This window comes from Streptococcus sp. NSSLK0004, from assembly GCF_059039125.1.
Genome location: NZ_CM180142.1, coordinates 1363150 through 1386004, shown reverse-complemented (window position 1 = coordinate 1386004; position 22855 = coordinate 1363150). Strand labels below are relative to the sequence as shown.

The window sequence follows — 22855 nt, the reverse complement described above, 5'->3', positions numbered from 1 at the left end:
TGAGCGTAGCTCAGCAATTTCTGTGAGGAGGATAAGTATGCCCGAATTACCTGAAGTGGAGACGGTTCGTCGTGGTTTGAATAGGCTGGTCAAGGGGAAGGTTATTTCCAAGGTTGAAGTAATCTATACTCCTATGACTAAGACAGGGGCAGATACTTTCTGCCAAGACTTGATTGGTCAGGAAGTTTTAGACGTGGGCCGTCGGGGTAAGTATTTATTAATTTACCTGACGGACTTTGTTCTGATTTCTCATTTACGTATGGAAGGCAAGTACAATTTCTTTCCTGATCAAGTGCCTGAGAACAAGCATTTCCATGTTTTTTTCACTTTTACAGATGAGTCGACCTTGGTCTATCAGGATGTCCGCAAGTTTGGCACAATGGAACTGCTGGGCAAGGCGGATGTAGAAGCCTATTTTCTCAGTCGAAAAATTGGTCCTGAGCCGACGGAGGAAGATTTTGACTTAGAAGAATTTGCCAAAAAGTTAGCTAAGTCGAAAAAGCCCATTAAGTCGCATCTTTTGGACCAGTCTTTAGTGGCTGGGTTGGGCAATATCTATGTTGACGAGGTTTTATTCAAGGCCCGAGTCCACCCTGCTCAAGCAAGTAATCGATTATCGGAGAAACAAGTAGCGAGCCTCCGTCAAGCAACTATATCAGTCTTGCAACTGGGTATTGAAAAAGGTGGCTCAACCATTCGGACCTATAAGAATGCTTTAGGGATGGATGGGACCATGCAGGATTATCTACAAGTTTATGGAAAGACGGGACAGGCCTGTCCACATTGCCAAACGGAGATTGTCAAAATCCAGTTAGGCGGACGGGGAACGCATTTCTGTCCCACATGTCAGGTGAAACATGGCTAAAGTTATCGGTTTAACGGGTGGTATCGCCTCTGGGAAGTCAACGGTTACAGCTTTTCTAAGAAATCATGGTTATCCGGTCATCGATGCGGATGCGGTCGTTCATGAGTTGCAGGCTAAGGGAGGCAAACTTTATCAGATACTGCTAGAAGAATTTGGAGAAGAAATTCTGTCGGTAGATGGAAATTTGGATAGAGCAAAGCTGGGGCAGGCTGTTTTTGCGGACAGTAGTTTGCGGGTTCGTTTGTCTGACTTGCAAGATAAGATTATTAAGGAAGAATTGCTGACTAGAAGAGATGTTCTCAAACAGACTGAGCAAGTAGTTTTTATGGATATTCCTCTGCTCTACGAAGCGGATTATAGCGGAGAAGTAGATGAAGTCTGGCTGGTCTATGTCGATAGAGCGCAGCAGTTGGATCGGCTTATCAAGCGCAATGGTTTATCTGTTCAAGATGCGGAAAATCGGTTGGTAGCTCAGCTTTCTTTAGAGGAAAAACGGGCGAAAGCTCAAGTGGTGATTGATAATAGCGGAGCAGTGGAGGCGACTTTGGTGCAGGTTGCCTGGCTTTTGGAGGAATTGAAGGATGGAAGAGGGCAGTAGTTACTGGCAACAAAATTTGAAGGTGGCTTGGCTGGGAAATTTTCTGACAGGTATGAGTTTCACCTTGGTTATGCCTTTTATCTCGGTCTTTGTCGAAGAACTAGGTGTAGGTGCTGGTCAGGTGGAATACTATGCGGGTTTGGCTGTATCGGCAAACGCCTTGGCGGCTGCAGTTATGGCACCGATTTGGGGGAGTCTTGCAGACCGGTATGGTCGCAAGCCGATGATGGTGCGGGCGGCCTTTGCTATGATTTTCACCATGGGTGGCATGGCCTTTGTACCGAATGTTTTTTGGTTGATTGCCTTACGTATCTTAAATGGGATATTTACAGGTTACATCCCCAACGCGACAGCCTTGATTGCCAGTCAGGTACCAAAGAGTAAGACAGGCTATGCTCTAGGGACCTTATCAACTGGAGCAGTAGCGGGTAACTTGATTGGGCCAACTCTTGGTGGTATTTTAGCAGAGATGTTCGGCGTTCACAATGTCTTTCTATTGGTTGGGCTCCTCTATGCCTTAGTTGTTGTTTTAACGGTTTTCTATATTCGTGAGGATTTCGTACCAGTGAAAAAAGGTGAAGTTGCCTCCATCCAAGAAGTCTTTGCTCAGGTCAAAGATAAACCGATGTTGGTCGGGCTCTTTGTGACCTCCATGGTCATCATTGCAGCAGCCCAAGCGGTTGTGCCGATATTGACCCTCTATGTGCGGCATTTGGGACAGAGAGATAATCTGTTATTTGTTGCTGGTTTTATTATCTCTCTGCCAGGCATGGCCTCTTTGGTGACTTCTGGCTATTTAGGAAAGTTGGGGGATAAAATTGGCAATCATCGGCTCTTGCTATTGGCCTTAGCCTACAGCCTTCTCATCAATGTGCTCTGTGTCTTTGCCCAGAATCCTTTCCAACTTGGTTTGTTACGATTTATGTATGGTTTTGGTACAGGGGCATTGTTACCCTCTGTCAATTCCTTGTTAACCAAATTGACACCCAAAGAGGGGATTTCTAGAATCTTTTCTTATAACCAGATTTTTAATAATCTGGGCTCTGTTGTTGGTCCCATGATAGGATCAGCAGTAGCAGCACACATGGGCTATGACTGGGTATTTTATCTATCCAGTGGACTTGTTTTGTTTAATCTTATTTGGTCCTTGACCAATTTTAGAAACTATTTGAAAGTAAGGGATGTTTAGTGAGAGTAAAAATTAACTTGCAGTGTTCAGAGTGTGGGAGTAAAAACTACTTGACCAGTAAAAATTCTAAAAACCATCCGCAAAAGATAGAGGTCTTGAAATATTGTCCTAAAGAGAGAAAAGTAACCCTTCATCTTGAAACAAAGTAAAAAGTGTGGTATACTGTAGGGAGTTATTTAAGGAAAGAGAAAAATATGTACCGAGTATTATTAGCTGTTCTTTTGATTTTATCTGTAGTAATTATTGGAGTGATTTTTGTTCAACCTGCTAAAAACCAGTCAAGCAACGTATTTGATGCTGGGACAGGAGCTCTTTTTGAACGGAGCAAAGCTCGTGGTTTTGAGGCTGTAATGCAACGTCTGACTGCTATCCTTATCTTTATTTGGATGGCTGTTGCCTTGGCTTTGGTCGTCATTTCAAGTAGATAGATATATCAGACTGGGAACTCGTTCTTGGTCTGTTTTTTTAGTAAAGGTATTATGAAAAACGAAATTATAAACTATATTAAAGAAGCTGGTCCTGTGACCATGGATCAGTTAGCAGACCAGCTCGGAGCCAGTTCTGCCAAACAATTTACAGACTTGGTCAAGCTAGTTTCTAGCATGGAAGGTCGTCGTCAACTTGTTTTTGACAATGCTGGACGAATTGCCCTTCCAGCACCTAAAATCTCAAAAAATAAAGTGACCTTACAAGGTATCTTCCGTGCCCACAAGTCAGGTTTCGGCTTTGTGACCATTGATGAGGAAGAAGATGACCTCTTTGTCAGCCGCGATGATGTCAACTTTGCTATCGAGGGCGACCGAGTGGAAGTGGCTATCAAGAAAGTGGCGGACAGGCTCAAGGGGACGGCTGCGGAAGCGGAAGTCATTGATATTTTAGAACATAGCCTGAAAACAGCGGTGGGCTTGATTGTTTTTGATGAAGACAAGCCAGAGTATGCAGGCTACATCAAGTCTAAAAACCAGAAAATCGCTCAGAAGATTTACATCAAGAAGTCACCTCTGGTATTGACCGGAACGGAAATCCTCAAAGTTGATATCGAAGCTTATCCAAACAAGAAACGGGACCACTTTGTTGCGACCATTCGGGACGTGGTGGGTCACAAGGACGATGTGGGGATTGATGTCTTGGAAGTTTTGGAGTCGATGGACATCGTGTCGGAGTTTCCTGATGAAGTCTTGGCGGAGGCCAATCGGGTGCCAGAAAGTCCGTCTGAACAGGACTTTGAAGGACGTTTGGACCTGCGTGATGAAATCATCTTCACCATAGACGGTGCGGATGCTAAGGACTTGGACGATGCTGTCCATATCAAGCAGCTCAAGAACGGTAATCTGGAGCTGGGTGTCCATATCGCTGATGTCAGCTATTATGTGACTGAGGGCTCAGCCTTGGACCAGGAAGCTGTCAAGCGTGGAACCTCTGTCTATGTGACCGACCGTGTGGTGCCGATGTTGCCAGAACGCCTGTCAAACGGCATCTGTTCTCTTAATCCAAATGTAGATCGCCTGACCCAGTCGGCTATTATGGAAATTGACTGTAAGGGGAAGGTTGTCAAGCGCTGGATTGGTCAGACGGTCATCAAAACGACCTTCCGTATGACCTATTCCGATGTCAATGACATGATTGCGGGCAATCAGGAAAAGTTGGACAAATACAAGGCAATCGTGCCGAGTGTGAACCTCATGGTCAAACTCCACGAAACCCTGGAAACCATGCGCTACAAGCGTGGGGCTCTCAACTTTGATACAGCTGAAGCCAAAATCATCGTCAACAAGGACGGTCTGCCAGTCGATATCCAACTGCGCCAGCGAGGCATTGCCGAGCGGATGATTGAGTCCTTCATGCTGGCTGCCAACGAGTGCGTTGCTGAGCATTTTGCCAAGCTGGACCTGCCTTTCATCTATCGGATCCACGAGGAGCCTAAGTCAGACAAGTTGCAGAAGTTCATCGACTATGCGACCAGCTTTGGTCTGACGGTATATGGAACGGCCAGCTCGATCAGTCAGGACGCCCTTCAGGATCTCATGGAGCGGGTCAAGGATGAACCCTATGCGGATGTCCTCAACATGATGTTGCTGCGTTCCATGCAGCAGGCACGCTACTCGGAGCACAACCACGGCCACTACGGTCTGGGTGCCGAGTTCTACACCCACTTCACCAGTCCTATCCGCCGCTATCCCGACCTGCTGGTTCACCGTATGGTACGGGAATATGGTCATAATCCTGCGGAAAAAGCAGAGCATTTTGAGCAGGTTATTCCTGAGCTTGCCAAGTCTTCGTCCAGTTTAGAGCGCCGTGCCATTGAGGCAGAGCGGGAAGTCGAAGCCATGAAGAAGGCAGAGTTCATGCAAGAATTTGTTGGGCAAGAGTTTGACGGCGTGGTGTCTAGCGTAGTCAAGTTTGGGCTTTTTGTCGAGTTGCCAAATACGGTTGAAGGTCTGATCCATGTCACCAACCTCAACGAGTACTACCAGTTCCACGAGCGGACTCTGACCTTGCAAGGTGAGAAATCTGGTCGGGTCTTCCGTGTCGGTCAGCCAATCCGTATCAAGCTAACGCGGGCGGACAAGATGACAGGGGAAATCGATTTTGCCCACGTGCCGTCCGAGCTGGATATTGTCGAAAAAGTATTGAAAGCCAAGCGGAGAACGGCTAGTCACTCTAACCGTGACCGTGATGATCGGTCAGGGCGAGGACGGGGCAAGCACCACAAACAAGAAGCTGCTGGTCGCGACAGCGGACGTCACAAGTCTGGAAAAGACCACAAGTCAAAAAGTGGCAAAAAAGACAAGAAAAAGAAACCATTTTACAAAGAAGTTGCTAAAAAGAATAAGAAGAAAAGGAGATAGGCATGGCCAAGGGTGAGGGCAATGTAATTGCACAGAATAAAAAAGCCCGCCACGACTATACCATTGTCGATACAGTGGAGGCAGGGATGGTCCTGACGGGGACGGAGATTAAGTCTATTCGTGCGGGGCGGATTAACCTTAAGGATGGCTTTGCCCAGATCAAGCAGGGCGAGGCTTGGTTGGTCAATGTCCATATCGCTCCCTACGATGAGGGCAATATCTGGAACCAGGAGCCGACGCGGACCCGCAAGCTCCTCTTGCGGAAGAAGCAGATTGAGTCCTTGGGCAATGAGGTCAAGGGAACGGGGATGACCCTGGTGCCCCTCAAGGTCTATATCAAGGACGGCTTTGCCAAGGTCCTGATTGGGCTTGCTAAAGGGAAGCACGACTACGACAAGCGAGAGTCCATCAAACGCCGTGAGCAAGACCGCGATATTAAACGGACTATGAAGGCTATCAATAGTCGCTAGGACTGGGAGAAATCTCGGTCTTTTTTGTATTATCGAGTTTTTCGTTAATCTTTGTTATCCACGTTTTGCAATGTAGCGGTATTTTTTTGAGAGTTTTCAAGATTGCTGAGAAAATGTTCTATTTTCATAAGCATAAGAGGATGATCGTATATGCGGCATAATTCTATTGCTTGTAAGTAGTAATTCCTTACCTGCTCCTTGTCCAAAAATGATGCACCAGCATTGCCGACTATTATTAAAAAGTGTTCTAATTGATAGCTAGTATGTTTAGATTTACAGAATTCAATCATTTCAAGCGCTTCTTGCATGGCTTCGTTGTATTTTTTCTGTGATTGTAAATGGTGGGCGTAGTTGAAACGGATTCGGATATAGCCGAAAAGAAATTCTTGATTTGTCAAATCCTTGGTTTGATAGAGTTCTTTTAAAAATTGGTAATTTTTTTCATACTCTTCTTCACGTCCAACTAGAGAATAAAAGTTAGATAAGGTATTGAGGATTTTAAGATAAATAATGGTTGTAGGTGATAGTGAAGCAAGGGCTTTTTCCAAATGTGAGATAGCCTGAGATGTTAGATTGTATTTATAAAAGTCAATAATAGCCTTGCTCCACTCAAGATACATTTTGTCTTCAAAGGATAGAATGCTCTTTTTTTCCACCTCCAATTGATAAATGTATTCTAAATCATCATAATTTCTATCTTCTAATAGTTTTGATGATAATTGTTTAAAATGAGAGAGATTAGACTTGACCTCGATTTGTTCATTAAAAAAGTAATCCAGAGGTACTTCCAGACGCTTGGATAGCTTGTAGAGAAGCTCAGCGGACGGCATGAAACTCCCTCTTTCAATTTTACTGATTTGGCTTTGTTCACAAATACCTTCTGCGAGAGCTTTCTGCGATAGTTTGAGTTCCTTCCGTCTTAATCTAAATTTTTCACCTAACATATTCATAAATACTGTCTTTCCTTCGATTTTCTGTTGGTTTTATTATAAAAGAAAAATTCTTAATCAGCAAGTTTTTTCTAGGGAATAGTTAGAGTAGGAATATATTTTAAAATAATTTCTATTATACATATTTTGGGTTGATTTTGCCTTTAAATCATGTTATAAATGGAATAGATTAGAGAAAAGAATACAGGTAAAAGGACGCATAAGATAGGAGGCGCTATGAAAAATCTCATCATTCTGATTTCGAAATATAAGTTTTTATTTTGGGGGTGCCTACTAAGCTCATTTCTATTTGCCTTTGATGGCATTTTATCTCCCTATGTGATGGGAGAATTGTCCATTAGAATGGAACAAGGAAATCTTGTATCAGTAGTGTCTTTGATTGTTTTTTGGGGATTGGGACTTGTCGGTTTATTGCTAGCCCAGCTAGTCTATAATTTTTTAAAGGGAATATTTTTACAAAAAACGAGTGTCTTTTTGAGAACAGCTATCTTGCAATACTCCTTTCAAAAAAATCAGCTGGATGTTGCCTCGACAAGTTTTTTAACAAAATCCTTGTCCGATGTGACGGTAATACAAGAAAAAGTAATCAATTCCTGTCTACAATTGTGTTACTGTATTTTCCAAGGCGTCATTTCATTTTCTTTTGTTCTGTCGCAGAATTGGAAGTTGGGACTGGTTTTTATCGGTTTTGGCATTTTACCGACACTTGTGCCTAAGTTATCAGCTAAGTGGATAAAGAATGGTACCATGTCTTGGCAAGTCAACAATCAAGCCTATGCACTATCTCTGGAAGAAAGTTTGACCTCCCGTTGGTTGTTGGTACGATTTGGTGCGATTGGTAATATCCTTTCCAAAAATAGAGAACTCTTATTCGATATGGAAAGCAGCTACTTTAGTATGAATTTTAGGCAGGCAGTTTCTTCCTTCTTTGTAAGCTTACTCTATAATCTCTCGATACTGGTTGGTTTTTTGTATGGGGTTTATCTGATTAGTACAGGGGAACTTGGTTTTGGTATCTTACTTTCGGTTTATATGGCTTCTGATCGAGTTGTGACCCCACTGATTTCTGCTATCTATTATGTCAACGAAATATTAGGAGCTTTTCCTTTACTTGAAGCCATTCAGCTTAATAACCTAGCTTATGGTTTAAGCGATAAAACAGTTTTAACGGCTAAAAAGGCGAATCAAGGGGAGATTGAGGCAAAAGGATTAGCCATTGGTTATGGCTCCACTATCTTATTAAAAGGGCTTAATCTGTCTATACGGTCAGGGGAAAAGGTTCTAGTGACAGGCAGTTCAGGAACTGGGAAATCAACCTTGTTTAAAACCTTGTTGGGAGAAATTCCGGCCTTAAATGGTACTATTCGGCTTGGTCAAGATGCGGAAGGTGTGGAATTATATGACCATATCGCTGTGATTGATCAAAATTCTTTTGTATATACAGATAGCTTACGATTTAATCTAACACTTGGTTTTCCGATGGAAGATAGTTGTTTGTTGGAGGTCTTAGGGCAAGTTGGCTTGGGGAAATTTGCGGATTTACAAACCTTGGGTACCTTGTTAGGGAAGGATGGAATCCAGTTGTCAAATGGTGAACAACGCAGATTAGAAGTTGCTCGTGCATTGTTACAAGAGAAAGAAATTTTGTTTGTTGATGAAGCCTTGTCGGGGCTGGATAAGGGAAATGCAGAGCTTTTGAGTGCAATCATACTTAACTACCCTGGCACTGTATTGAATATTGAACACCACATATCAAATCAGATGAAAGCCTCTTATACGCAAGTGATTGACCTGAATTGCTATGTTAAAGAAACCTAGTCAACCACTTTGTTTTTAGGTTTACAGTATCCTAGCCATGAAAGATTAAATTTCTAAATGAAAATAATCCCAACAGTTTGTAACTGTGGGGATTGGTGATATAGTCTTATTGACTTATTGTGTATACTATATAGAAATTCAAGAATTGTTGAACCTGAGTTTCGAGTATTTTATTCAATACTATTTGCCCAAGACTTAGCCACATAGCGTGACAGACTTGAGATAGCAAAGTTAATGACAAAGTAGATGAGAGCAACCATAAGATATAGTGCAAAGACCTGTTCCGCCTCGAAGTAGCGTCCCATCAGGATTTGGCTAGCTCCGAATAGTTCTTGCAAAGCGATAACGGAGTAAAGGAAACTAGTGTCTTTGATGACCGTTACAATTTGCGAGATGATAGCTGGCAACATCTTGCGAATAGCTTGTGGCATGATGATATAGACCATGATTTGTACTGGGGTGAAACCCTGTGACAGACCAGCTTCGGTCTGTCCTGGTCCGATTGCATTTAGACCACCGCGGATAATCTCGGCCATGGCTGCCGTGGTAAAAATGGTAAAAGCAGTGATACCAGCAGGCGTTGACTTCATTTGGAAGACCAAGAAAACAGTGAAAATCCAAAGCAAGTTGGGTACATTCCGTACGAACTCGATATAGATTGTTGCAATCCACTTAAAAAGTGGATTTTTTCCATTTCGCATGATCGCCAGAATCATTCCAAAGAGGATAGATAAGACCACTGAGATACTGGAAATATAAAGAGTTAGTTTCAATCCATTCCACAAGAGTTGGAAGGTTGACGGTTTGAGTAATTCTAAAACATAATCCATGCTTCAACCCCCTTAGTGAGAAAAAGTCGCTTTGTTTTTCTCTTCAATCCTGCGGCCCCAGCTAGCAACAGGGAAACACATGATGAAGTAGAGAAAAGCAGCACCAGCAAAGGCTGGGATATAATTAGCATTCATGGCTGACCAAGATTTAGTCATGAACATGATATCCGCACCAGAGATAATGGCAACCGTAGCCGTATTTTTAATCAAGTTAACGACTTGGTTGGTCAATGGTGGCAGGATAGTAGGGATGGCTTGTGGTAGGATAATGATGCGCATGGTTTCAGACTGGGTAAATCCCTGCGATAATGCCGCCTCAGTTTGACCAGTAGGCACCGCCTCGATACCGGCACGAATCACTTCTGCGATATAGGCACCATGGTAAAGTCCGACACAGATAACAGCGGTCCAGTAGATAGAAGGCATGAGGACATAATTTGAAATCAAAGGAAAGCCATAATAGACAATCATAAACTGCACTAAAAGTGGAGTATTTTGATAGTATTCAACATAAATACGGGCAATAAGTTTCAAAAACTTATTTTTGCTGGATGATAAACTACCAAAGACAATTCCTAGCAACATGGCCATGATGAAGGCGCCGATAGAAATGGCTAAGGTAAAGAGGAAACCTTGGAAAAAGGTCGGGAAGTCATTGAAATAACTAACCCAGTTCTCCCAAGCATAAGGACTAGTTGTTAAGAAAGTCATAGTCAATTACCTTTCTATTCATCGGTTTCTGTCACAGGCTTAAGACCGTTGGCATCATAGATAGCTTGAAGGCTACCGTCTGTTGTCCATTCTTCAATCAAGCTGTTTAAGTAGTCGTTAAGGTCTGTGTTGGATAATTTAGTAGCGATACCGTAGTTTGACGCTGAGAAGCTGAAGTCCATGAGTTGAGACTTGGAGCTGACATAGCCCGAAAGAATAGACTGGTCAACTGAGAAGGCATCGATGCGGTGTGCACGTAAAGACACAGATAATTCTGGATAGGAACCTAATTCGGTGTAGCTGACCTCAATTCCATATTTATCAGCTAGTTCAGAGATAAGGGTACGTGTATTAGAACCTTGGGCTACACCGATATTTTTCCCATCTAAATCTTCAATATCTGTAATGCCACTATCTTTATTAATAAGGAAACCGACAGCATCTGTATAGTAGGGAGTAGTGAAATTGTAAAGAAGCTTGCGTTCGTCTGTAATGGTAAATGTGGCAATAACCATATCTACTTGACCATTATCAAGAAGCGGCCCGCGGGTTTGTGCAGTGACAGGTGTAAATTCGATATCAACACCTAGTTCATCTGCAATTTTGCGGGCAATATCAATTTCCATTCCTTCGAATTCGCTAGTATCTGGATTGAGATAGCCAAAATTTGGTACATCTTGCTTGACACCGACGCGAAGAACACCCCTATCGATAATGGCTTGAACCTGGTCGCTATTAGAAAGGTCGGCAGGTGTTTCAGTTTCTACAACAGGTTGATTGATGAGAAAGAGACTCAGAACACTGACAATTAGTAGGCAAATAGTCCCCCAAAAATGCACTTTTTTATCTGTCATGGAACGACCTCCTAGAGTTGTACTTTGTCTGATTCGTGGTTGATAATCTTGCTGAGGAACTGTTTGGCACGTGGTTCTATTGGATTGTCAAAAAATCCGTTAACATCAGTTGTATCGACTAGTACCTCGCCTTCAGCCATGAAGATAATACGGTCAGCAACTTCACGGGCGAAGCCCATTTCATGCGTTACGACGATCATATTCATACCGTCCCGAGCTAGTTTTTGCATAACTGCCAACACATCTCCGATGGTTTCAGGGTCAAGGGCAGAAGTTGGTTCATCAAAAAGTAGAAGTTCGGGTTTCATAGCAAGACCGCGAGCAATCGCCACACGTTGTTTTTGTCCGCCAGATAGCATGGCAGGATAAGAATCTTTACGATCCCATAGGTTAACGAATTCAAGGTATTTTTGAGCAGTCTTCTGAGCAGTTTCTTTGTCGATTCCCAAAACCTTGGTAGGAGCTAACGTGACGTTTTCTAACACTGTCTTATGTGGGTAAAGGTTAAAGTGTTGGAAAACCATACCGACCTCTTTGCGCAAGCTAACCAGTTCCTTTATAGATGTCTTGGAAATATCATGCCCATTAACGACGAGCTTTCCCTCGTCAATAGCTTCTAAGCCATTAATAGTACGAATGAGAGTTGACTTTCCTGATCCCGATGGACCGAGGAGTACCACAACTTGACCAGGTTCGAACTCTAAATTGATATTTCGAAGTGCGTGATAGTCTCCGTAGTATTTGTTGACGTTGTTAAATTCTACTAAGGCCATAAGGTTCTCCTTTTTATTGCATTGATAGGCCTTATCTTAGCACTTAAAATGAGAAAAGTCAAATATTTTCAGAATATTCAAGACATTGAATGTTATGTTTTATAACATAGATTAATAAAGTGCCAAATGAGCTGGGATTTGATATAATAGAAAGAAGAATAAAAAAGGTGAACAGAAAATGAAAAAAATATTAGTTGTTGATGATGAAAAGCCGATTTCAGATATTATCAAATTTAATATGACCCGAGAGGGTTATGAGGTTGTAACAGCTTATGATGGTCGTGAAGCTTTAGAAGTATTTGAAGCTGAGTTTCCAGATATTGTGATTTTGGATTTAATGTTGCCAGAGATTGATGGTCTGGAAGTGGCAAAGACGATTCGCAAAACGAGCAATGTTCCGATTCTTATGCTTTCTGCCAAAGATAGTGAGTTTGACAAGGTGATTGGTTTGGAAATTGGTGCAGATGACTACGTGACGAAACCTTTTTCTAACCGAGAACTGCAGGCGCGTGTTAAAGCACTTCTTCGCAGAAGTGAGTTAACAGAGACCCAACTAGATATAGAGTCTTCTGGGACAACACCAGAGCTAGTATTGGGGGATTTGGTTATAGTACCGGATGCCTTTGTTGCAAAAAAACACGGTAAGGAGTTAGAACTAACCCATAGGGAATTTGAACTTCTGCATCACTTGGTGAACCACACGGGTCAAGTGATGACACGCGAACATTTGTTAGAGACTGTTTGGGGCTACGATTATTTCGGTGATGTTCGGACGGTGGATGTTACTGTGCGTCGTCTAAGAGAAAAAATTGAGGATGTCCCAAGTCGTCCAGAGTATATTTTGACTCGTCGGGGAGTTGGATACTATATAAAGGGAAATGATTAATCAACTACGCTATCTACTGACTACTGCAGAATTTTGGTTTATTGTAATTTTGATAGGTTTTATTATAACGGTCACTATTCTTTTAATTGAAAACCATCGTGATAATAAACAAATTAAACAACTAAATCAAAAAGTAAAACAATTGATTGCAGGAGATTACTCTGATATCTTAGATATGAGAGGAAGTCCTGAAATTACAGACATGACCAATTCGCTAAATGATTTGTCTGAGGTGATTCGCCTGACTCATGATAGTTTAGAACAAGAAAAAGTTCGACTTTCTTCTATTCTATCTTATATGAGTGATGGGGTAGTAGCAACAGATCGTATGGGTAGAATTATCATGGTGAACGATATGGCCCAAAAACAGCTTGGTTTGCGAGGGAAAGAAATTGAGCAGGCTGAATTGTTAGACGTGTTGGATTTGAGAGACCAATATAAGTTTAGGGATTTATTAGCTCAGACACCTGAGGTAACGATTGACCATGCTAGCGAAAATGGAGAGTATGTGACTTTGCGAGCAAATTTTGCTACTATACGTAGTGAAAGTGGTCTGATTTCAGGTCTTGTTGTGGTTCTGCATGACATGACCGAACAAGCTAAAGAAGAGCGAGAACGTAGGCTTTTTGTTTCTAATGTCAGCCACGAATTGCGAACTCCCTTGACTTCGGTCAAATCTTATTTAGAAGCTTTGGATGAAGGGGCATTGACAGATGCCGTAGCACCTAGTTTTGTCAAAGTCTCCTTAGATGAAACCAATCGGATGATGAGGATGATTACAGACTTATTGAGTCTCTCAAGAATTGACAATCAAGTGGGAACAGTTGATGTTGAGTTAATCAATTTTACCGCTTTTGTCACCTTTATTCTGAACCGATTTGACCAGATGAAGAGTCAGGAAACAGACAAGGCCTACTCGATTGTGCGAGATTATCAGATTACACCTATCTGGGTGGAGATTGATACAGATAAGATGACGCAGGTTCTAGATAATCTTCTCAATAATGCGATTAAGTATTCTCCAGATGGAGGGAAGATTACTTTCAGTATGAAAACGACAGATAGTCAGCTTATTGTTTCTATTTCGGATCAAGGTCTGGGAATTCCCAAGGCTGATTTGCCGAAAATTTTTGATCGCTTCTATCGGGTTGATAAGGCGCGCTCCAGAGCCCAAGGAGGATCAGGTTTGGGCTTGGCAATTGCGAAGGAAATTATAAAACAACACAAAGGCTTTATATGGGCGAAAAGTGAGTATGGTCATGGATCTACTTTTACCATTGTGCTACCTTATAACAAGGATATCGCTATGGATGAGTGGGATGACATGATAGAGGAAGAATAGGAGTCTATGTCAGAAAAAGGATTTCAGTATAGTATATTGGCATCGGGATCGAGTGGGAATTGTTTTTACTTGGAAACCCCAAAGAAAAAGATTTTAGTAGATGCTGGTTTGTCAGGAAAAAAGATTACCAGTCTATTGGCGGAAATCGACCGCAAGCCAGAGGATATTGATGCCATTTTGGTAACCCACGAACACAGTGACCACATACAAGGTATCGGAGTTCTGGCTCGTAAATATGGTATGGACATTTACGCAAACGAGTTAACTTGGCAGGCAATGGATGGCAAACTAGGGAAAATCGACGTCGCACAAAAATATGTCTTTGAACTAGGGGTGACAAAGACATTCGGGGACTTAGATATTGAGTCGTTTGGTGTCAGTCATGATGCGGCAAGTCCTCAGTTTTATCGATTTATGAAAGATGACAAAAGCTTTGTTATGTTGACAGATACAGGCTACGTTAGTGACCGAATGGTTGGAATTGTAGAAAATGCTGATGGCTATTTGATTGAGTCGAATCATGATATTGAAATACTTCGGGCGGGTTCCTACTCTTGGAATCTTAAACAGCGTATTTTATCCGATAAAGGACATTTGTGTAATGAAGACGGAGCGGATGCCATGATTCGTTCCTTAGGAAATCGGACTAAAAAAATCTATTTAGGGCACTTATCCAAAGAAAATAATATCAAGGAACTAGCTCACATGACCATGGTTAATCAGTTAGCTCAAGCTGACTTGGCAGTTGGGACAGATTTTCAAGTCTATGATACTTCCCCAGACTCAGCAACTCAACTAACACGGATTTAGTGGTATTCCTTTGTCGAACTGGCAAAGGATTTTTGATGTATTACTTTGAAATAATAGAATATTTAAGATATAATTTTATTCGAAGGATGAAATAGCGGTAAGGAATAGGAGGAAGAGATGAAGCTGAGTATAGTTGTTCCTTGTTATAATGAAGAGGAGACAATCCGCCCCTTTTTAGAGGAAACAAAGCGTGTAGAAAATCAAATGACGGACTTATCTTTTGAATATATTTTTATTGATGATGGTTCGAAGGACGGGACATTAGAAGTATTAGAAGAAGTAGAACAGCTATATTCGAATGTCGGATATTTGTCATTTTCACGAAATTTCGGAAAGGAAGCAGCTCTTTTAGCAGGTCTAGAACACGCTAGTGGTGATTTAGTGACGGTAATGGATGTCGACTTACAAGACCCGCCAGAACTGTTAATTGATATGTATGCAAAAATTCAGGAAGGCTATGATGTAGTTGGCACTAGGAGGAAGGATAGAGTTGGAGAACCTCCAATTCGTTCGTTTTTCTCTCGTATGTTTTATGTTCTGATTAACAAGGTTTCTGACACGGAAATGGTAGATGGTGCGCGTGATTTTCGGTTGATGACTCGACAGGTTGTCGATAGCATTTTAAAACTTCGAGAAGTCAATCGTTTTTCTAAAGGACTTTTTTCTTGGGTTGGCTACAAAACAACTTATTTGAGTTTTGAAAATAGAGAACGTGTGGCTGGGAAAACTTCTTGGAACTTTTTTTCATTGTTTAAATATTCAATTGAAGGAATTGTTAATTTTTCCGATGTATTGTTGAATTTGGCAACCGTTGGTGGTTTTCTTTCTTTCATTAGTTCATGTATTGGAATTGTCTTTATCATCATTCGGAAGCTTTTCTTTGGAGGAAGTGTGGATGGATGGCCGAGTCTAGTTTGCCTTATTTTGTTCATGGGTGGCTTGCAATTATTGGCACTTGGAATTATTGGAAAATATATTTCTAAGATATTCTTGGAGACGAAAAATCGGCCTGTCTATATTGTAAGACGAGCAGGAGGCATTCAAAAAAGAGAGTACATTTGATAGACTATAGTTATTGAGTATAGTCAATGCATGAGTGTAGTGACTGATTGTTTAAGATGACGAAGCATCCAGTGGTGTGAAACAGTTTGCTGAACCATCTCGGTAGGATTTTTAGAAAACAAGAAGGTAACTATGTAAGGTCAAATTACCATGTGTGGAAGTGAGAGAGCTCTTTTTACTGAGATCTTCTTACTTCCTTTTTCTCTGCCAAGGAAGTACGCCATTTTTTATAAAACATGCTATAATAGAGACATGAAAGTTTTGTTATATTTAGAGGGCAAATCGGTGTTAGAGAAGTCTGGTATCGGTAGGGCTCTTCATCATCAAATGGAAGCTTTGGACAAGGCAGGTATTCCCTATACTACAGACTTGTTGGGGGATTATGATGTCATTCATATTAATACCTATGGGCCGAGGAGCTGGCTCTTGCTTCATGCTGCTAAGCGCCATGGTAAAAAAGTCATCATGCATGGTCATTCAACGAAGGAAGATTTTCAAAATTCTTTTATAGGATCGAATGCGTTAGCTCCTTTTGTTGGTAAGTATTTAGCTAGTATGTACCAGAAAGCTGACTTTGTTATCACTCCATCAGAATATTCCAAGAAATTGATTGAATCTTATGGAGTCACCACACCTATTGTGGCAGTTTCTAACGGAATTGATTTAGATAAATATAAAAAAGATGCCCATAAGGAGGCTGTCTTTAGAAAGCATTTTGGAATTGAAGAAGGACAGCCTGTAGTGGTCTGTGCTGGCCTATATTTTCGCCGGAAAGGAATAGAAGACTTTGTCAAGGTGGCTGAGAAGATGCCGCATGTTCGCTTTATTTGGCTTGGTTCCATTAATAAATGGTTGATTCCTTCTTATATTCGGCGCATTGTTAACGGTGATCATCCAGCTAACGTAGAATTTCCTGGTTATTTCAAAGGAGCTGTTTTTCAAGGAGCCATGAGTGGCGCAGATGCCTTTTTCTTCCCTTCCTATGAGGAGACAGAGGGAATTGTGGTCTTGGAGGCTTTTGCTAGCCATCAACATGTTGTATTACGAGATATTCCAGTATATGAAGGTTGGATTGATGAAACAAGTGCAGAATTGGGACAAACGGTTGATGATTTTGTTCAGTCGATTCAAGATATTTTAGATAAAAAAGTAGATAAACGCGAGGCGGGCTACCGTGTGGCAGAAAGTCGCTCAATGGAACGAGTTTCTCACCAATTGGTAGAAGCATACCGTCGCGTAATGGAGATGTAAATGCGAGTAGGTTTATTTACAGATAGTTATTTTCCGCAGGTATCAGGAGTAGCCACTTCTATCAAGACCTTAAAAACGGAGCTGGAAAAACAGGGGCATACGGTCTTTATCTTTACAACAACGGATGAGGCGGTTAATCGCTATGAAGATTGGGATATTATCCGTATTCCCAGTGTGCCTTTTATCGGTTTCAAAGATCGTCGAGTGGCTTATGCTGGTTTTCGTGATGCTTTGAAAATTGCAGGTCGTTATAAGTTGGATATTATCCATACTCAGACGGAGTTCTCTTTGGGTATCTTAGGTAAAATGATTGCACGAGAGCTTAATATTCCTGTAGTGCATACCTATCATACTCAGTATGAGGATTATGTTCACTATATTGCTAAGGGGCGTCTGATTAGACCTGGTATGGTCAAATATCTTGTACGGGCTTTCGCTAGTGATTTAGACGGGATTATCTGTCCCAGTGAGATTGTGGAAGGCATTTTGAATGAATATCATATCGATATTCCGAAGCGAGTAATTCCAACAGGTATCGATTTGGTCAAATTTGACCGACCAGAAATTACAGAAATAGAAACAATGGAGTTAAGGGAAAACTTGGGGATAGCCCCTGATGAAACGATGCTTCTTAGTTTATCGCGTATTTCCCATGAAAAAAATATCCAAGCAGTTATTCGGGCTATGCCAGCTATTTTAAAAGAAAATAATGAAGTCAAACTTGTTATTGCCGGAGGTGGTCCGTACGAAGAAGAGTTGAGAAAACTGATTATGGAGTTAGGTGTTACGGATGCGGTGACCATGACGGGTATGATTGCTCCGAGCGAAACAGCACTGTATTACAAGGCGGCTGATTTCTTTATTTCGGCTTCGACCAGTGAAACCCAAGGTTTAACCTACTTAGAGAGTATTGCTTCGGGTACGCCAATCATTGCACACACGAATCCTTATTTGGAAAATGTTGTTTCAAACAAAATGTTTGGTACTTTATTTGAGCGCGAACGTGATATAGCAGATGCGGTGATAGATGCTATTCTGGCTACTCCAGAGATGAGTCCGTACTTGTTAACGAAGAAATTGTATGAAATTTCGGCCACTAATTTTGGTCGTAAAGTCTATGAATACTATCTAGACTTGAAAATTTCCTATGACTTTAGACGGCAGCATATTAACGAGAATAGTGTGGCAGAAGTATTGCTCAAGGGAGCGGTCACCTTACCAGCCAAGGCCGTTGTCAAATCAACCGACACCACAGCTCGCATTCTCAGAAAATCAGTTGCCCAGGTCAAATCCGTTCGTAATTTCTTTGATTAGGAGGGATGAAAATGAAGAATTCAGGAAAAATATTTTGGTACATCTTGCCTACTTTACTGGTCTATTATCTGGTGCCGGTGCTGATTATGTATTCTCCGCTGGATGACTTGACCATCAAGGGATTGTTGATTAACTTGATTTTAGTCTATCAACCAATCTTGATTTTACTGATTTCAATCATTTATACTGTCAAACATGGCTTTTCCTGGTGGTTTCCACTGCTACAAGGCTTGCTTTATCTGCCAGTCGATACCCTGATTTTTCCAAATGCAGAGGGCTCAGAAATCTACGTTATTCCTTACATTCTCATAGGCTTTCTCGGAGTAGGAGTAGGGGGGGTTGATGAGGAAGATGCTTGGAATTGGAAAATCTAGAAATTCTCGCAAAAATCCTTGAAAAATCAGGAAATCCTGTTATAATAGCTTTTAGAGACTTATCAATTCTAGGAAATCTTTGAGAGAGTGTGCGGTGGGTGCAAGCACATAGAGGATAGGATTGACACTACTCGGTATGATTTTATGCAAACATAAAAGGGTGGTTCCCTTATCGCCAATCTGAGGTAGTCAGGCTTTTTAGCGTGACTGCGAATGAAGGTGGAACCACGTTACGACGTCCTTTTGTGAGGGCGTCGTATTTTCTTTTTTGAAAAAACAAGGAGATGAAGTTGACCAGCATTCCACAAGAAACGATTGACCGTTGCCTAGCCATTCGCAAGGCTTACAGAGAGTTGGAAGTCAAGCACCACGACAAAGAGTGGTCCATTGAGGAAGATCTCTTGGCTTTGACCAATGATATTGGCAACATGAACCGTCTGATTATGACCAAGCAGGGGCGTTACTATGATGAAACACCTTATACCTTGGAGCATAAAATGGCTGAAAATATCTGGTGGTTGATTGAATTAGCCGATCGACTGGATATTGATATTCAAAAAGAAATGGAAACCTTTTTAGCTCAAAAAGAAGAGTTATTGGGGATTAAAAAATATATAAAAAATAGAAAGGACTAGGGTCTCCGTATTTGGTTGAACTGAATACGGGCTACGGACTGGGCCAAAAAGATAAACGAGAACTAGACGCTTGCATCGTCGTTCTGTTTCCTATTTTGTCTGTGTCCGCTTAACGCCCTTTATATCTTATATTATGATTAAAATTACTTTCCCAGATGGTGCTGTTCGTGAGTACCAGGCTGGTGTGACAACTTTTGAAATTGCGGAGAGCATCAGCAAGTCCTTGGCTAAAAAGGCCCTTGCAGGTAAGTTCAACGGTAAATTGATTGATACGACTCGTGCCATTGAAGCAGATGGGACGCTTGAAATCGTGACTCCTGACCACGAAGATGCCTTGGACATCTTGCGTCATTCAGCTGCTCACTTGTTTGCGCAAGCGGCACGTCGCCTTTTCCCAGACATTAAGTTGGGTGTTGGTCCAGCTATTCAGGACGGTTTCTACTATGATACGGACAATGCGACTGGTCAGATTTCAAACGAAGATTTGCCACGCATTCAGGAAGAAATGATGAAAATTGTCAAGGAAAACTTCCCTTCAGAACGCCGTGAGGTAACCAAGGAAGAAGCACTTGAAATTTTCAAAAACGATCCATATAAGTTGGAATTGATTCAAGAGCACTCTGATGACGAGGGCGGTTTGACCATCTATACTCAAGGTGAGTACGTTGACCTCTGCCGTGGTCCACACGTTCCGTCAACAGGTCGTATTCAGATTTTTGAATTGCTTAATGTTGCTGGTGCATACTGGCGTGGTAAGAGCGAAAATCCAATGATGCAACGTGTCTATGGTACAGCTTGGTTTGACAAGAAAGACCTCAAGGCTTATCTTCAAATGCGTGAAGAAGCCAAAGAACGTGACCACCGTAAACTTGGTAAGGAATTAGACCTCTTTATGATTAGCCAAGAGGTTGGTCAAGGTTTGCCATTCTGGTTGCCAAATGGTGCGACCATCCGTCGTACCTTGGAGCGTTACATCACAGATAAAGAGTTGGCTTCAGGCTACCAACACGTTTATACGCCACCATTGGCTTCTGTGGAACTCTACAAGACTTCGGGTCACTGGGAGCATTATTCAGAAGATATGTTCCCAACCATGGATATGGGGGATGGAGAAGAGTTTGTTCTCCGTCCAATGAACTGTCCACATCATATTCAAGTCTATAAAAACCATGTTCGTTCCTACCGTGAATTGCCGGTCCGCATTGCCGAGCTTGGTATGATGCACCGTTATGAGAAATCTGGTGCATTGACTGGTTTGCAGCGCGTACGTGAGATGACATTAAACGATGGTCATATCTTCGTGACACCGGAACAAATCCAAGAAGAGTTCAAAAAAGCTCTCCAATTGATTATCGATGTGTACGCAGATTTCAACCTAAACGATTACCGTTTCCGTCTGTCTTATCGTGACCCAGAAGATAAAGAGAAATACTATGACAACGATGAGATGTGGGAAAATGCCCAGCGTATGTTGAAGGGTGCCATGGATGAAATGGGCGTAGAATACTTTGAAGCAGAAGGAGAAGCAGCCTTCTACGGTCCAAAATTGGATATTCAAGTGAAGACTGCCCTTGGAAATGAGGAAACTCTGTCAACCATTCAGTTGGACTTCCTATTGCCAGAACGCTTTGGTCTGACCTATATTGGTGCTGACGGTGAGGAGCACCGCCCAGTCATGATTCACCGTGGTGTTATCTCGACTATGGAACGCTTCACGGCTATCTTGATTGAAACCTACAAGGGTGCCTTCCCAACTTGGTTGGCTCCAACTCAAGTGACCTTGATTCCGATTTCTGTGGAAGCTCATTTGGACTACGCTTGGAAGGTTGCCAAAGAATTGCAAGACCGTGGTGTTCGTGTACATGTGGATGAGCGTAACGAGAAGATGCAATACAAGATTCGTCAGAGCCAGACTAGCAAGATTCCATACCAACTTATCGTCGGTGACAAGGAAATAGAAGACAACGCAGTCAACGTGCGTCGCTACGGAAGTAAGGCGACCCAAACTCAAACTGTTGCAGAATTTGTCGACCATATCCTAGCAGATATTGCCCGCAAATCACGTCCAGCTGAAGCTGCTGAATAAGAAAAAATCAGAGGTTCTAATGAGAACTTCTGATTTTCTTTGTGTTGATTAATCCACCGTAATCATGGCTTTAATGGTTTTTCTGTTTGCCATGTCCTTGTAGGCTTGGTCGATGTTATCAAGGCTGTAGGTATTGGTAAATACACGACCTGGATTGATGTCGCCTTTGAGAACGGCATCGAGCAGGATTTCTTTGTCGTAGGTTGTGACAGAAGCAGAGCCACCGCCGATGATGATGTTTTGGGCAAAGGTTGAGCCGAGTGCGTGGTTGTTATAATGAGGTACACCGACAAAACCGATCCGACCACCATTATGAAGCACACCGAGAGCTTGGTCAATTGAGGCTTCTGTACCGACACATTCAAGAGCAGCGTCAGCACCACCGCCGAGAATTTCTCTGACTTTGGCAATGCCTTCTTCTCCGCGTTCTGCTACGATAGCAGTCGCCCCTGATTCCAAAGCCATTTTCTGACGGTCTGCGTGGCGGCTCATCATGATGATTTGGGAAGCACCGCGCATTTTTGCAGCAATCACGGTACATTGTCCAACTGCACCATCACCAATAACAACGACTTTATCGCCTGGTTTCACATCTGCAACACGAGCGGCATGGTATCCTGTCGGCATGACATCTGCCAAGGTCAAAAGGGATTTAATCATGCCTTCTGAATAGTCGCTTGGTTGACCAGGAACTTTTACCAAGGCCCAGTTTCCGTAGTGGAAACGAATGTATTGTGATTGATAGTTATTGCCCCAGTTTGTATAGCCAGGGTGGTTATCACAGGTTCCGTCAAATCCAGCACGACAGGCATCACAGTGCCCGCAACCATGTGTAAATGGAACGATAACAAAATCACCAGGGACGAGGGTTGTGATGTCTTCACCAACTTCTTCGACTATACCGATTGCTTCGTGACCTGAGTTGGTATCGCCGTGGTCATGATGAATGCCCTCCCCATAGCCCCAGAGGTCTGACCCACAGACACAGGCCCGAACGACCTTGATAATGACATCATCCTTAGCTTGAAGACTTGGTTTTTCGATTTCTGCAACGGTCATTTTGCCGGCTTTTTCATAAATAGCTGCTTTCATATATAGCTTCCTTTTACTGTTTGATTGTAAAAGTCCTTTCTACTTAGATGAGTGGCTGATTTCCCACTAACAACTCTATTATACACCTTGGAGTTA

The 22855-nt window shown here is 42.2% G+C and carries 23 protein-coding genes; 17 read left to right on the top strand and 6 right to left on the bottom strand.

The window, feature by feature from the left end; genetic code table 11:
- Window positions 1–37: 37 nt before the first annotated feature.
- The 7 genes from mutM to smpB are packed head-to-tail and all read left to right on the top strand — an operon-like array spanning window position 38 to window position 5971.
- Complete coding sequence (gene mutM / locus AC4CS8_RS07025; protein WP_493892559.1) at window positions 38–865, top strand: DNA-formamidopyrimidine glycosylase; 828 nt, start codon at window positions 38–40, stop codon at window positions 863–865.
- On the top strand, window positions 858–1463 hold the full coding sequence (gene coaE / locus AC4CS8_RS07020; RefSeq protein WP_493892558.1) for a dephospho-CoA kinase: 606 nt from the start codon (window positions 858–860) through the stop codon (window positions 1461–1463). Before mutM ends, coaE begins: the two co-directional genes overlap by 8 nt.
- Window positions 1447–2652, top strand: a complete 1206-nt coding sequence (locus tag AC4CS8_RS07015) for a multidrug efflux MFS transporter (RefSeq protein WP_493892557.1) — start codon at window positions 1447–1449, stop codon at window positions 2650–2652. The genes coaE and AC4CS8_RS07015 overlap by 17 nt, the downstream gene beginning before the upstream one ends.
- Window positions 2652–2801, top strand: coding sequence for a 50S ribosomal protein L33 (rpmG, locus tag AC4CS8_RS07010; RefSeq protein ID WP_493892556.1), 150 nt, complete (start codon window positions 2652–2654; stop codon window positions 2799–2801). The genes AC4CS8_RS07015 and rpmG overlap by 1 nt, the downstream gene beginning before the upstream one ends.
- Before the next feature lie 45 nt (window positions 2802–2846).
- Complete coding sequence (gene secG / locus AC4CS8_RS07005; RefSeq protein ID WP_493892555.1) at window positions 2847–3080, top strand: preprotein translocase subunit SecG; 234 nt, start codon at window positions 2847–2849, stop codon at window positions 3078–3080.
- A gap of 51 nt (window positions 3081–3131) precedes the next feature.
- Window positions 3132–5501, top strand: coding sequence for a ribonuclease R (gene rnr / locus AC4CS8_RS07000; protein WP_493892554.1), 2370 nt, complete (start codon window positions 3132–3134; stop codon window positions 5499–5501).
- Window positions 5502–5503: 2 nt separating this feature from the next.
- Window positions 5504–5971, top strand: a complete 468-nt coding sequence (smpB, locus tag AC4CS8_RS06995) for an SsrA-binding protein SmpB (RefSeq protein ID WP_002935771.1) — start codon at window positions 5504–5506, stop codon at window positions 5969–5971.
- A 44-nt stretch (window positions 5972–6015) separates the two neighbouring features.
- Here smpB and AC4CS8_RS06990 read toward each other — a convergent pair whose 3' ends face one another.
- Window positions 6016–6921 carry a helix-turn-helix domain-containing protein gene (locus AC4CS8_RS06990; RefSeq protein ID WP_493892553.1) on the bottom strand — a complete coding sequence of 302 codons (906 nt, stop codon included), beginning with the start codon at window positions 6919–6921 and terminating at the stop codon, window positions 6016–6018.
- A 216-nt stretch (window positions 6922–7137) separates the two neighbouring features.
- Between AC4CS8_RS06990 and AC4CS8_RS06985 the strand changes: the two genes are divergently transcribed.
- Window positions 7138–8739, top strand: coding sequence for an ATP-binding cassette domain-containing protein (locus tag AC4CS8_RS06985; protein ID WP_493892552.1), 1602 nt, complete (start codon window positions 7138–7140; stop codon window positions 8737–8739).
- A gap of 170 nt (window positions 8740–8909) precedes the next feature.
- Here the strand turns inward: AC4CS8_RS06985 and AC4CS8_RS06980 are convergent, their stop codons facing one another.
- The 4 genes from AC4CS8_RS06980 to AC4CS8_RS06965 are packed head-to-tail and all read right to left on the bottom strand — an operon-like array spanning window position 8910 to window position 11907.
- Window positions 8910–9569: an amino acid ABC transporter permease gene (locus AC4CS8_RS06980; RefSeq protein WP_493892551.1), complete on the bottom strand. Its 660-nt coding sequence runs from the start codon at window positions 9567–9569 to the stop codon at window positions 8910–8912.
- A gap of 12 nt (window positions 9570–9581) precedes the next feature.
- Window positions 9582–10280, bottom strand: a complete 699-nt coding sequence (locus AC4CS8_RS06975; RefSeq protein ID WP_493892550.1) for an amino acid ABC transporter permease — start codon at window positions 10278–10280, stop codon at window positions 9582–9584.
- 14 nt (window positions 10281–10294) lie between these two features.
- Window positions 10295–11134: a transporter substrate-binding domain-containing protein gene (locus AC4CS8_RS06970; RefSeq protein ID WP_493892549.1), complete on the bottom strand. Its 840-nt coding sequence runs from the start codon at window positions 11132–11134 to the stop codon at window positions 10295–10297.
- Between the two features lie 11 nt (window positions 11135–11145).
- The gene (locus AC4CS8_RS06965) at window positions 11146–11907 is read right to left on the bottom strand and encodes an amino acid ABC transporter ATP-binding protein (RefSeq protein ID WP_493892548.1); all 762 of its coding nucleotides are present in this window, start codon (window positions 11905–11907) and stop codon (window positions 11146–11148) included.
- A gap of 178 nt (window positions 11908–12085) precedes the next feature.
- On the opposite strand from AC4CS8_RS06965, the gene yycF reads away from it, so the two are divergent.
- The 9 genes from yycF (at window position 12086) to thrS (ending at window position 21667) form a co-directional block, all read left to right on the top strand.
- Window positions 12086–12793, top strand: a complete 708-nt coding sequence (gene yycF, locus AC4CS8_RS06960) for a response regulator YycF (protein ID WP_493892547.1) — start codon at window positions 12086–12088, stop codon at window positions 12791–12793.
- On the top strand, window positions 12786–14135 hold the full coding sequence (gene vicK, locus AC4CS8_RS06955) for a cell wall metabolism sensor histidine kinase VicK (protein WP_493892546.1): 1350 nt from the start codon (window positions 12786–12788) through the stop codon (window positions 14133–14135). The genes yycF and vicK overlap by 8 nt, the downstream gene beginning before the upstream one ends.
- A gap of 6 nt (window positions 14136–14141) precedes the next feature.
- Complete coding sequence (locus AC4CS8_RS06950) at window positions 14142–14945, top strand: MBL fold metallo-hydrolase (protein ID WP_493892545.1); 804 nt, start codon at window positions 14142–14144, stop codon at window positions 14943–14945.
- A 117-nt stretch (window positions 14946–15062) separates the two neighbouring features.
- On the top strand, window positions 15063–16007 hold the full coding sequence (locus tag AC4CS8_RS06945; protein ID WP_493892544.1) for a glycosyltransferase family 2 protein: 945 nt from the start codon (window positions 15063–15065) through the stop codon (window positions 16005–16007).
- A gap of 252 nt (window positions 16008–16259) precedes the next feature.
- Window positions 16260–17258, top strand: coding sequence for an LTA glycolipid anchor biosynthesis glycosyltransferase, IagA/BgsA family (locus AC4CS8_RS06940; RefSeq protein WP_493892543.1), 999 nt, complete (start codon window positions 16260–16262; stop codon window positions 17256–17258).
- Entirely contained in the window at window positions 17259–18572 is a 1314-nt protein-coding gene (locus AC4CS8_RS06935) for a glycosyltransferase family 4 protein (protein ID WP_493892542.1), read from the top strand. It begins immediately after the preceding gene.
- A gap of 11 nt (window positions 18573–18583) precedes the next feature.
- A complete protein-coding gene (locus AC4CS8_RS06930; RefSeq protein WP_493892541.1) occupies window positions 18584–18946 on the top strand; it encodes a hypothetical protein in 363 nt (120 codons plus the stop codon).
- Window positions 18947–19230: 284 nt separating this feature from the next.
- Complete coding sequence (locus AC4CS8_RS06925) at window positions 19231–19581, top strand: MazG-like protein (RefSeq protein ID WP_493892540.1); 351 nt, start codon at window positions 19231–19233, stop codon at window positions 19579–19581.
- Window positions 19582–19714: 133 nt separating this feature from the next.
- Window positions 19715–21667, top strand: coding sequence for a threonine--tRNA ligase (gene thrS, locus AC4CS8_RS06920; protein ID WP_493892539.1), 1953 nt, complete (start codon window positions 19715–19717; stop codon window positions 21665–21667).
- Window positions 21668–21715: 48 nt separating this feature from the next.
- Here the strand turns inward: thrS and AC4CS8_RS06915 are convergent, their stop codons facing one another.
- Window positions 21716–22759 (bottom strand): zinc-binding dehydrogenase, encoded by a 1044-nt coding sequence (locus AC4CS8_RS06915; protein WP_493892538.1) that lies wholly within the window; start codon window positions 22757–22759, stop codon window positions 21716–21718.
- Window positions 22760–22855 lie beyond the last annotated feature (96 nt).

Excerpts from the sequence above, each read along its gene's own strand:
- mutM (WP_493892559.1), top strand. The coding sequence starts at position 38 with ATGCCCGAATTACCTGAAGTGGAGACGGTTCGTCGTGGTTTGAATAGG.
- coaE (WP_493892558.1), top strand. The coding sequence starts at position 858 with ATGGCTAAAGTTATCGGTTTAACGGGTGGTATCGCCTCTGGGAAGTCA.
- AC4CS8_RS07015 (WP_493892557.1), top strand. The coding sequence starts at position 1,447 with ATGGAAGAGGGCAGTAGTTACTGGCAACAAAATTTGAAGGTGGCTTGG.
- secG (WP_493892555.1), top strand. The coding sequence starts at position 2,847 with ATGTACCGAGTATTATTAGCTGTTCTTTTGATTTTATCTGTAGTAATT.
- rnr (WP_493892554.1), top strand. The coding sequence starts at position 3,132 with ATGAAAAACGAAATTATAAACTATATTAAAGAAGCTGGTCCTGTGACC.
- smpB (WP_002935771.1), top strand. The coding sequence starts at position 5,504 with ATGGCCAAGGGTGAGGGCAATGTAATTGCACAGAATAAAAAAGCCCGC.
- AC4CS8_RS06990 (WP_493892553.1), bottom strand. The coding sequence starts at position 6,921 with ATGAATATGTTAGGTGAAAAATTTAGATTAAGACGGAAGGAACTCAAA.
- AC4CS8_RS06985 (WP_493892552.1), top strand. The coding sequence starts at position 7,138 with ATGAAAAATCTCATCATTCTGATTTCGAAATATAAGTTTTTATTTTGG.
- AC4CS8_RS06980 (WP_493892551.1), bottom strand. The coding sequence starts at position 9,569 with ATGGATTATGTTTTAGAATTACTCAAACCGTCAACCTTCCAACTCTTG.
- AC4CS8_RS06975 (WP_493892550.1), bottom strand. The coding sequence starts at position 10,280 with ATGACTTTCTTAACAACTAGTCCTTATGCTTGGGAGAACTGGGTTAGT.
- AC4CS8_RS06970 (WP_493892549.1), bottom strand. The coding sequence starts at position 11,134 with ATGACAGATAAAAAAGTGCATTTTTGGGGGACTATTTGCCTACTAATT.
- AC4CS8_RS06965 (WP_493892548.1), bottom strand. The coding sequence starts at position 11,907 with ATGGCCTTAGTAGAATTTAACAACGTCAACAAATACTACGGAGACTAT.
- yycF (WP_493892547.1), top strand. The coding sequence starts at position 12,086 with ATGAAAAAAATATTAGTTGTTGATGATGAAAAGCCGATTTCAGATATT.
- vicK (WP_493892546.1), top strand. The coding sequence starts at position 12,786 with ATGATTAATCAACTACGCTATCTACTGACTACTGCAGAATTTTGGTTT.
- AC4CS8_RS06950 (WP_493892545.1), top strand. The coding sequence starts at position 14,142 with ATGTCAGAAAAAGGATTTCAGTATAGTATATTGGCATCGGGATCGAGT.
- AC4CS8_RS06945 (WP_493892544.1), top strand. The coding sequence starts at position 15,063 with ATGAAGCTGAGTATAGTTGTTCCTTGTTATAATGAAGAGGAGACAATC.
- AC4CS8_RS06940 (WP_493892543.1), top strand. The coding sequence starts at position 16,260 with ATGAAAGTTTTGTTATATTTAGAGGGCAAATCGGTGTTAGAGAAGTCT.
- AC4CS8_RS06935 (WP_493892542.1), top strand. The coding sequence starts at position 17,259 with ATGCGAGTAGGTTTATTTACAGATAGTTATTTTCCGCAGGTATCAGGA.
- AC4CS8_RS06930 (WP_493892541.1), top strand. The coding sequence starts at position 18,584 with ATGAAGAATTCAGGAAAAATATTTTGGTACATCTTGCCTACTTTACTG.
- AC4CS8_RS06925 (WP_493892540.1), top strand. The coding sequence starts at position 19,231 with ATGAAGTTGACCAGCATTCCACAAGAAACGATTGACCGTTGCCTAGCC.
- thrS (WP_493892539.1), top strand. The coding sequence starts at position 19,715 with ATGATTAAAATTACTTTCCCAGATGGTGCTGTTCGTGAGTACCAGGCT.
- AC4CS8_RS06915 (WP_493892538.1), bottom strand. The coding sequence starts at position 22,759 with ATGAAAGCAGCTATTTATGAAAAAGCCGGCAAAATGACCGTTGCAGAA.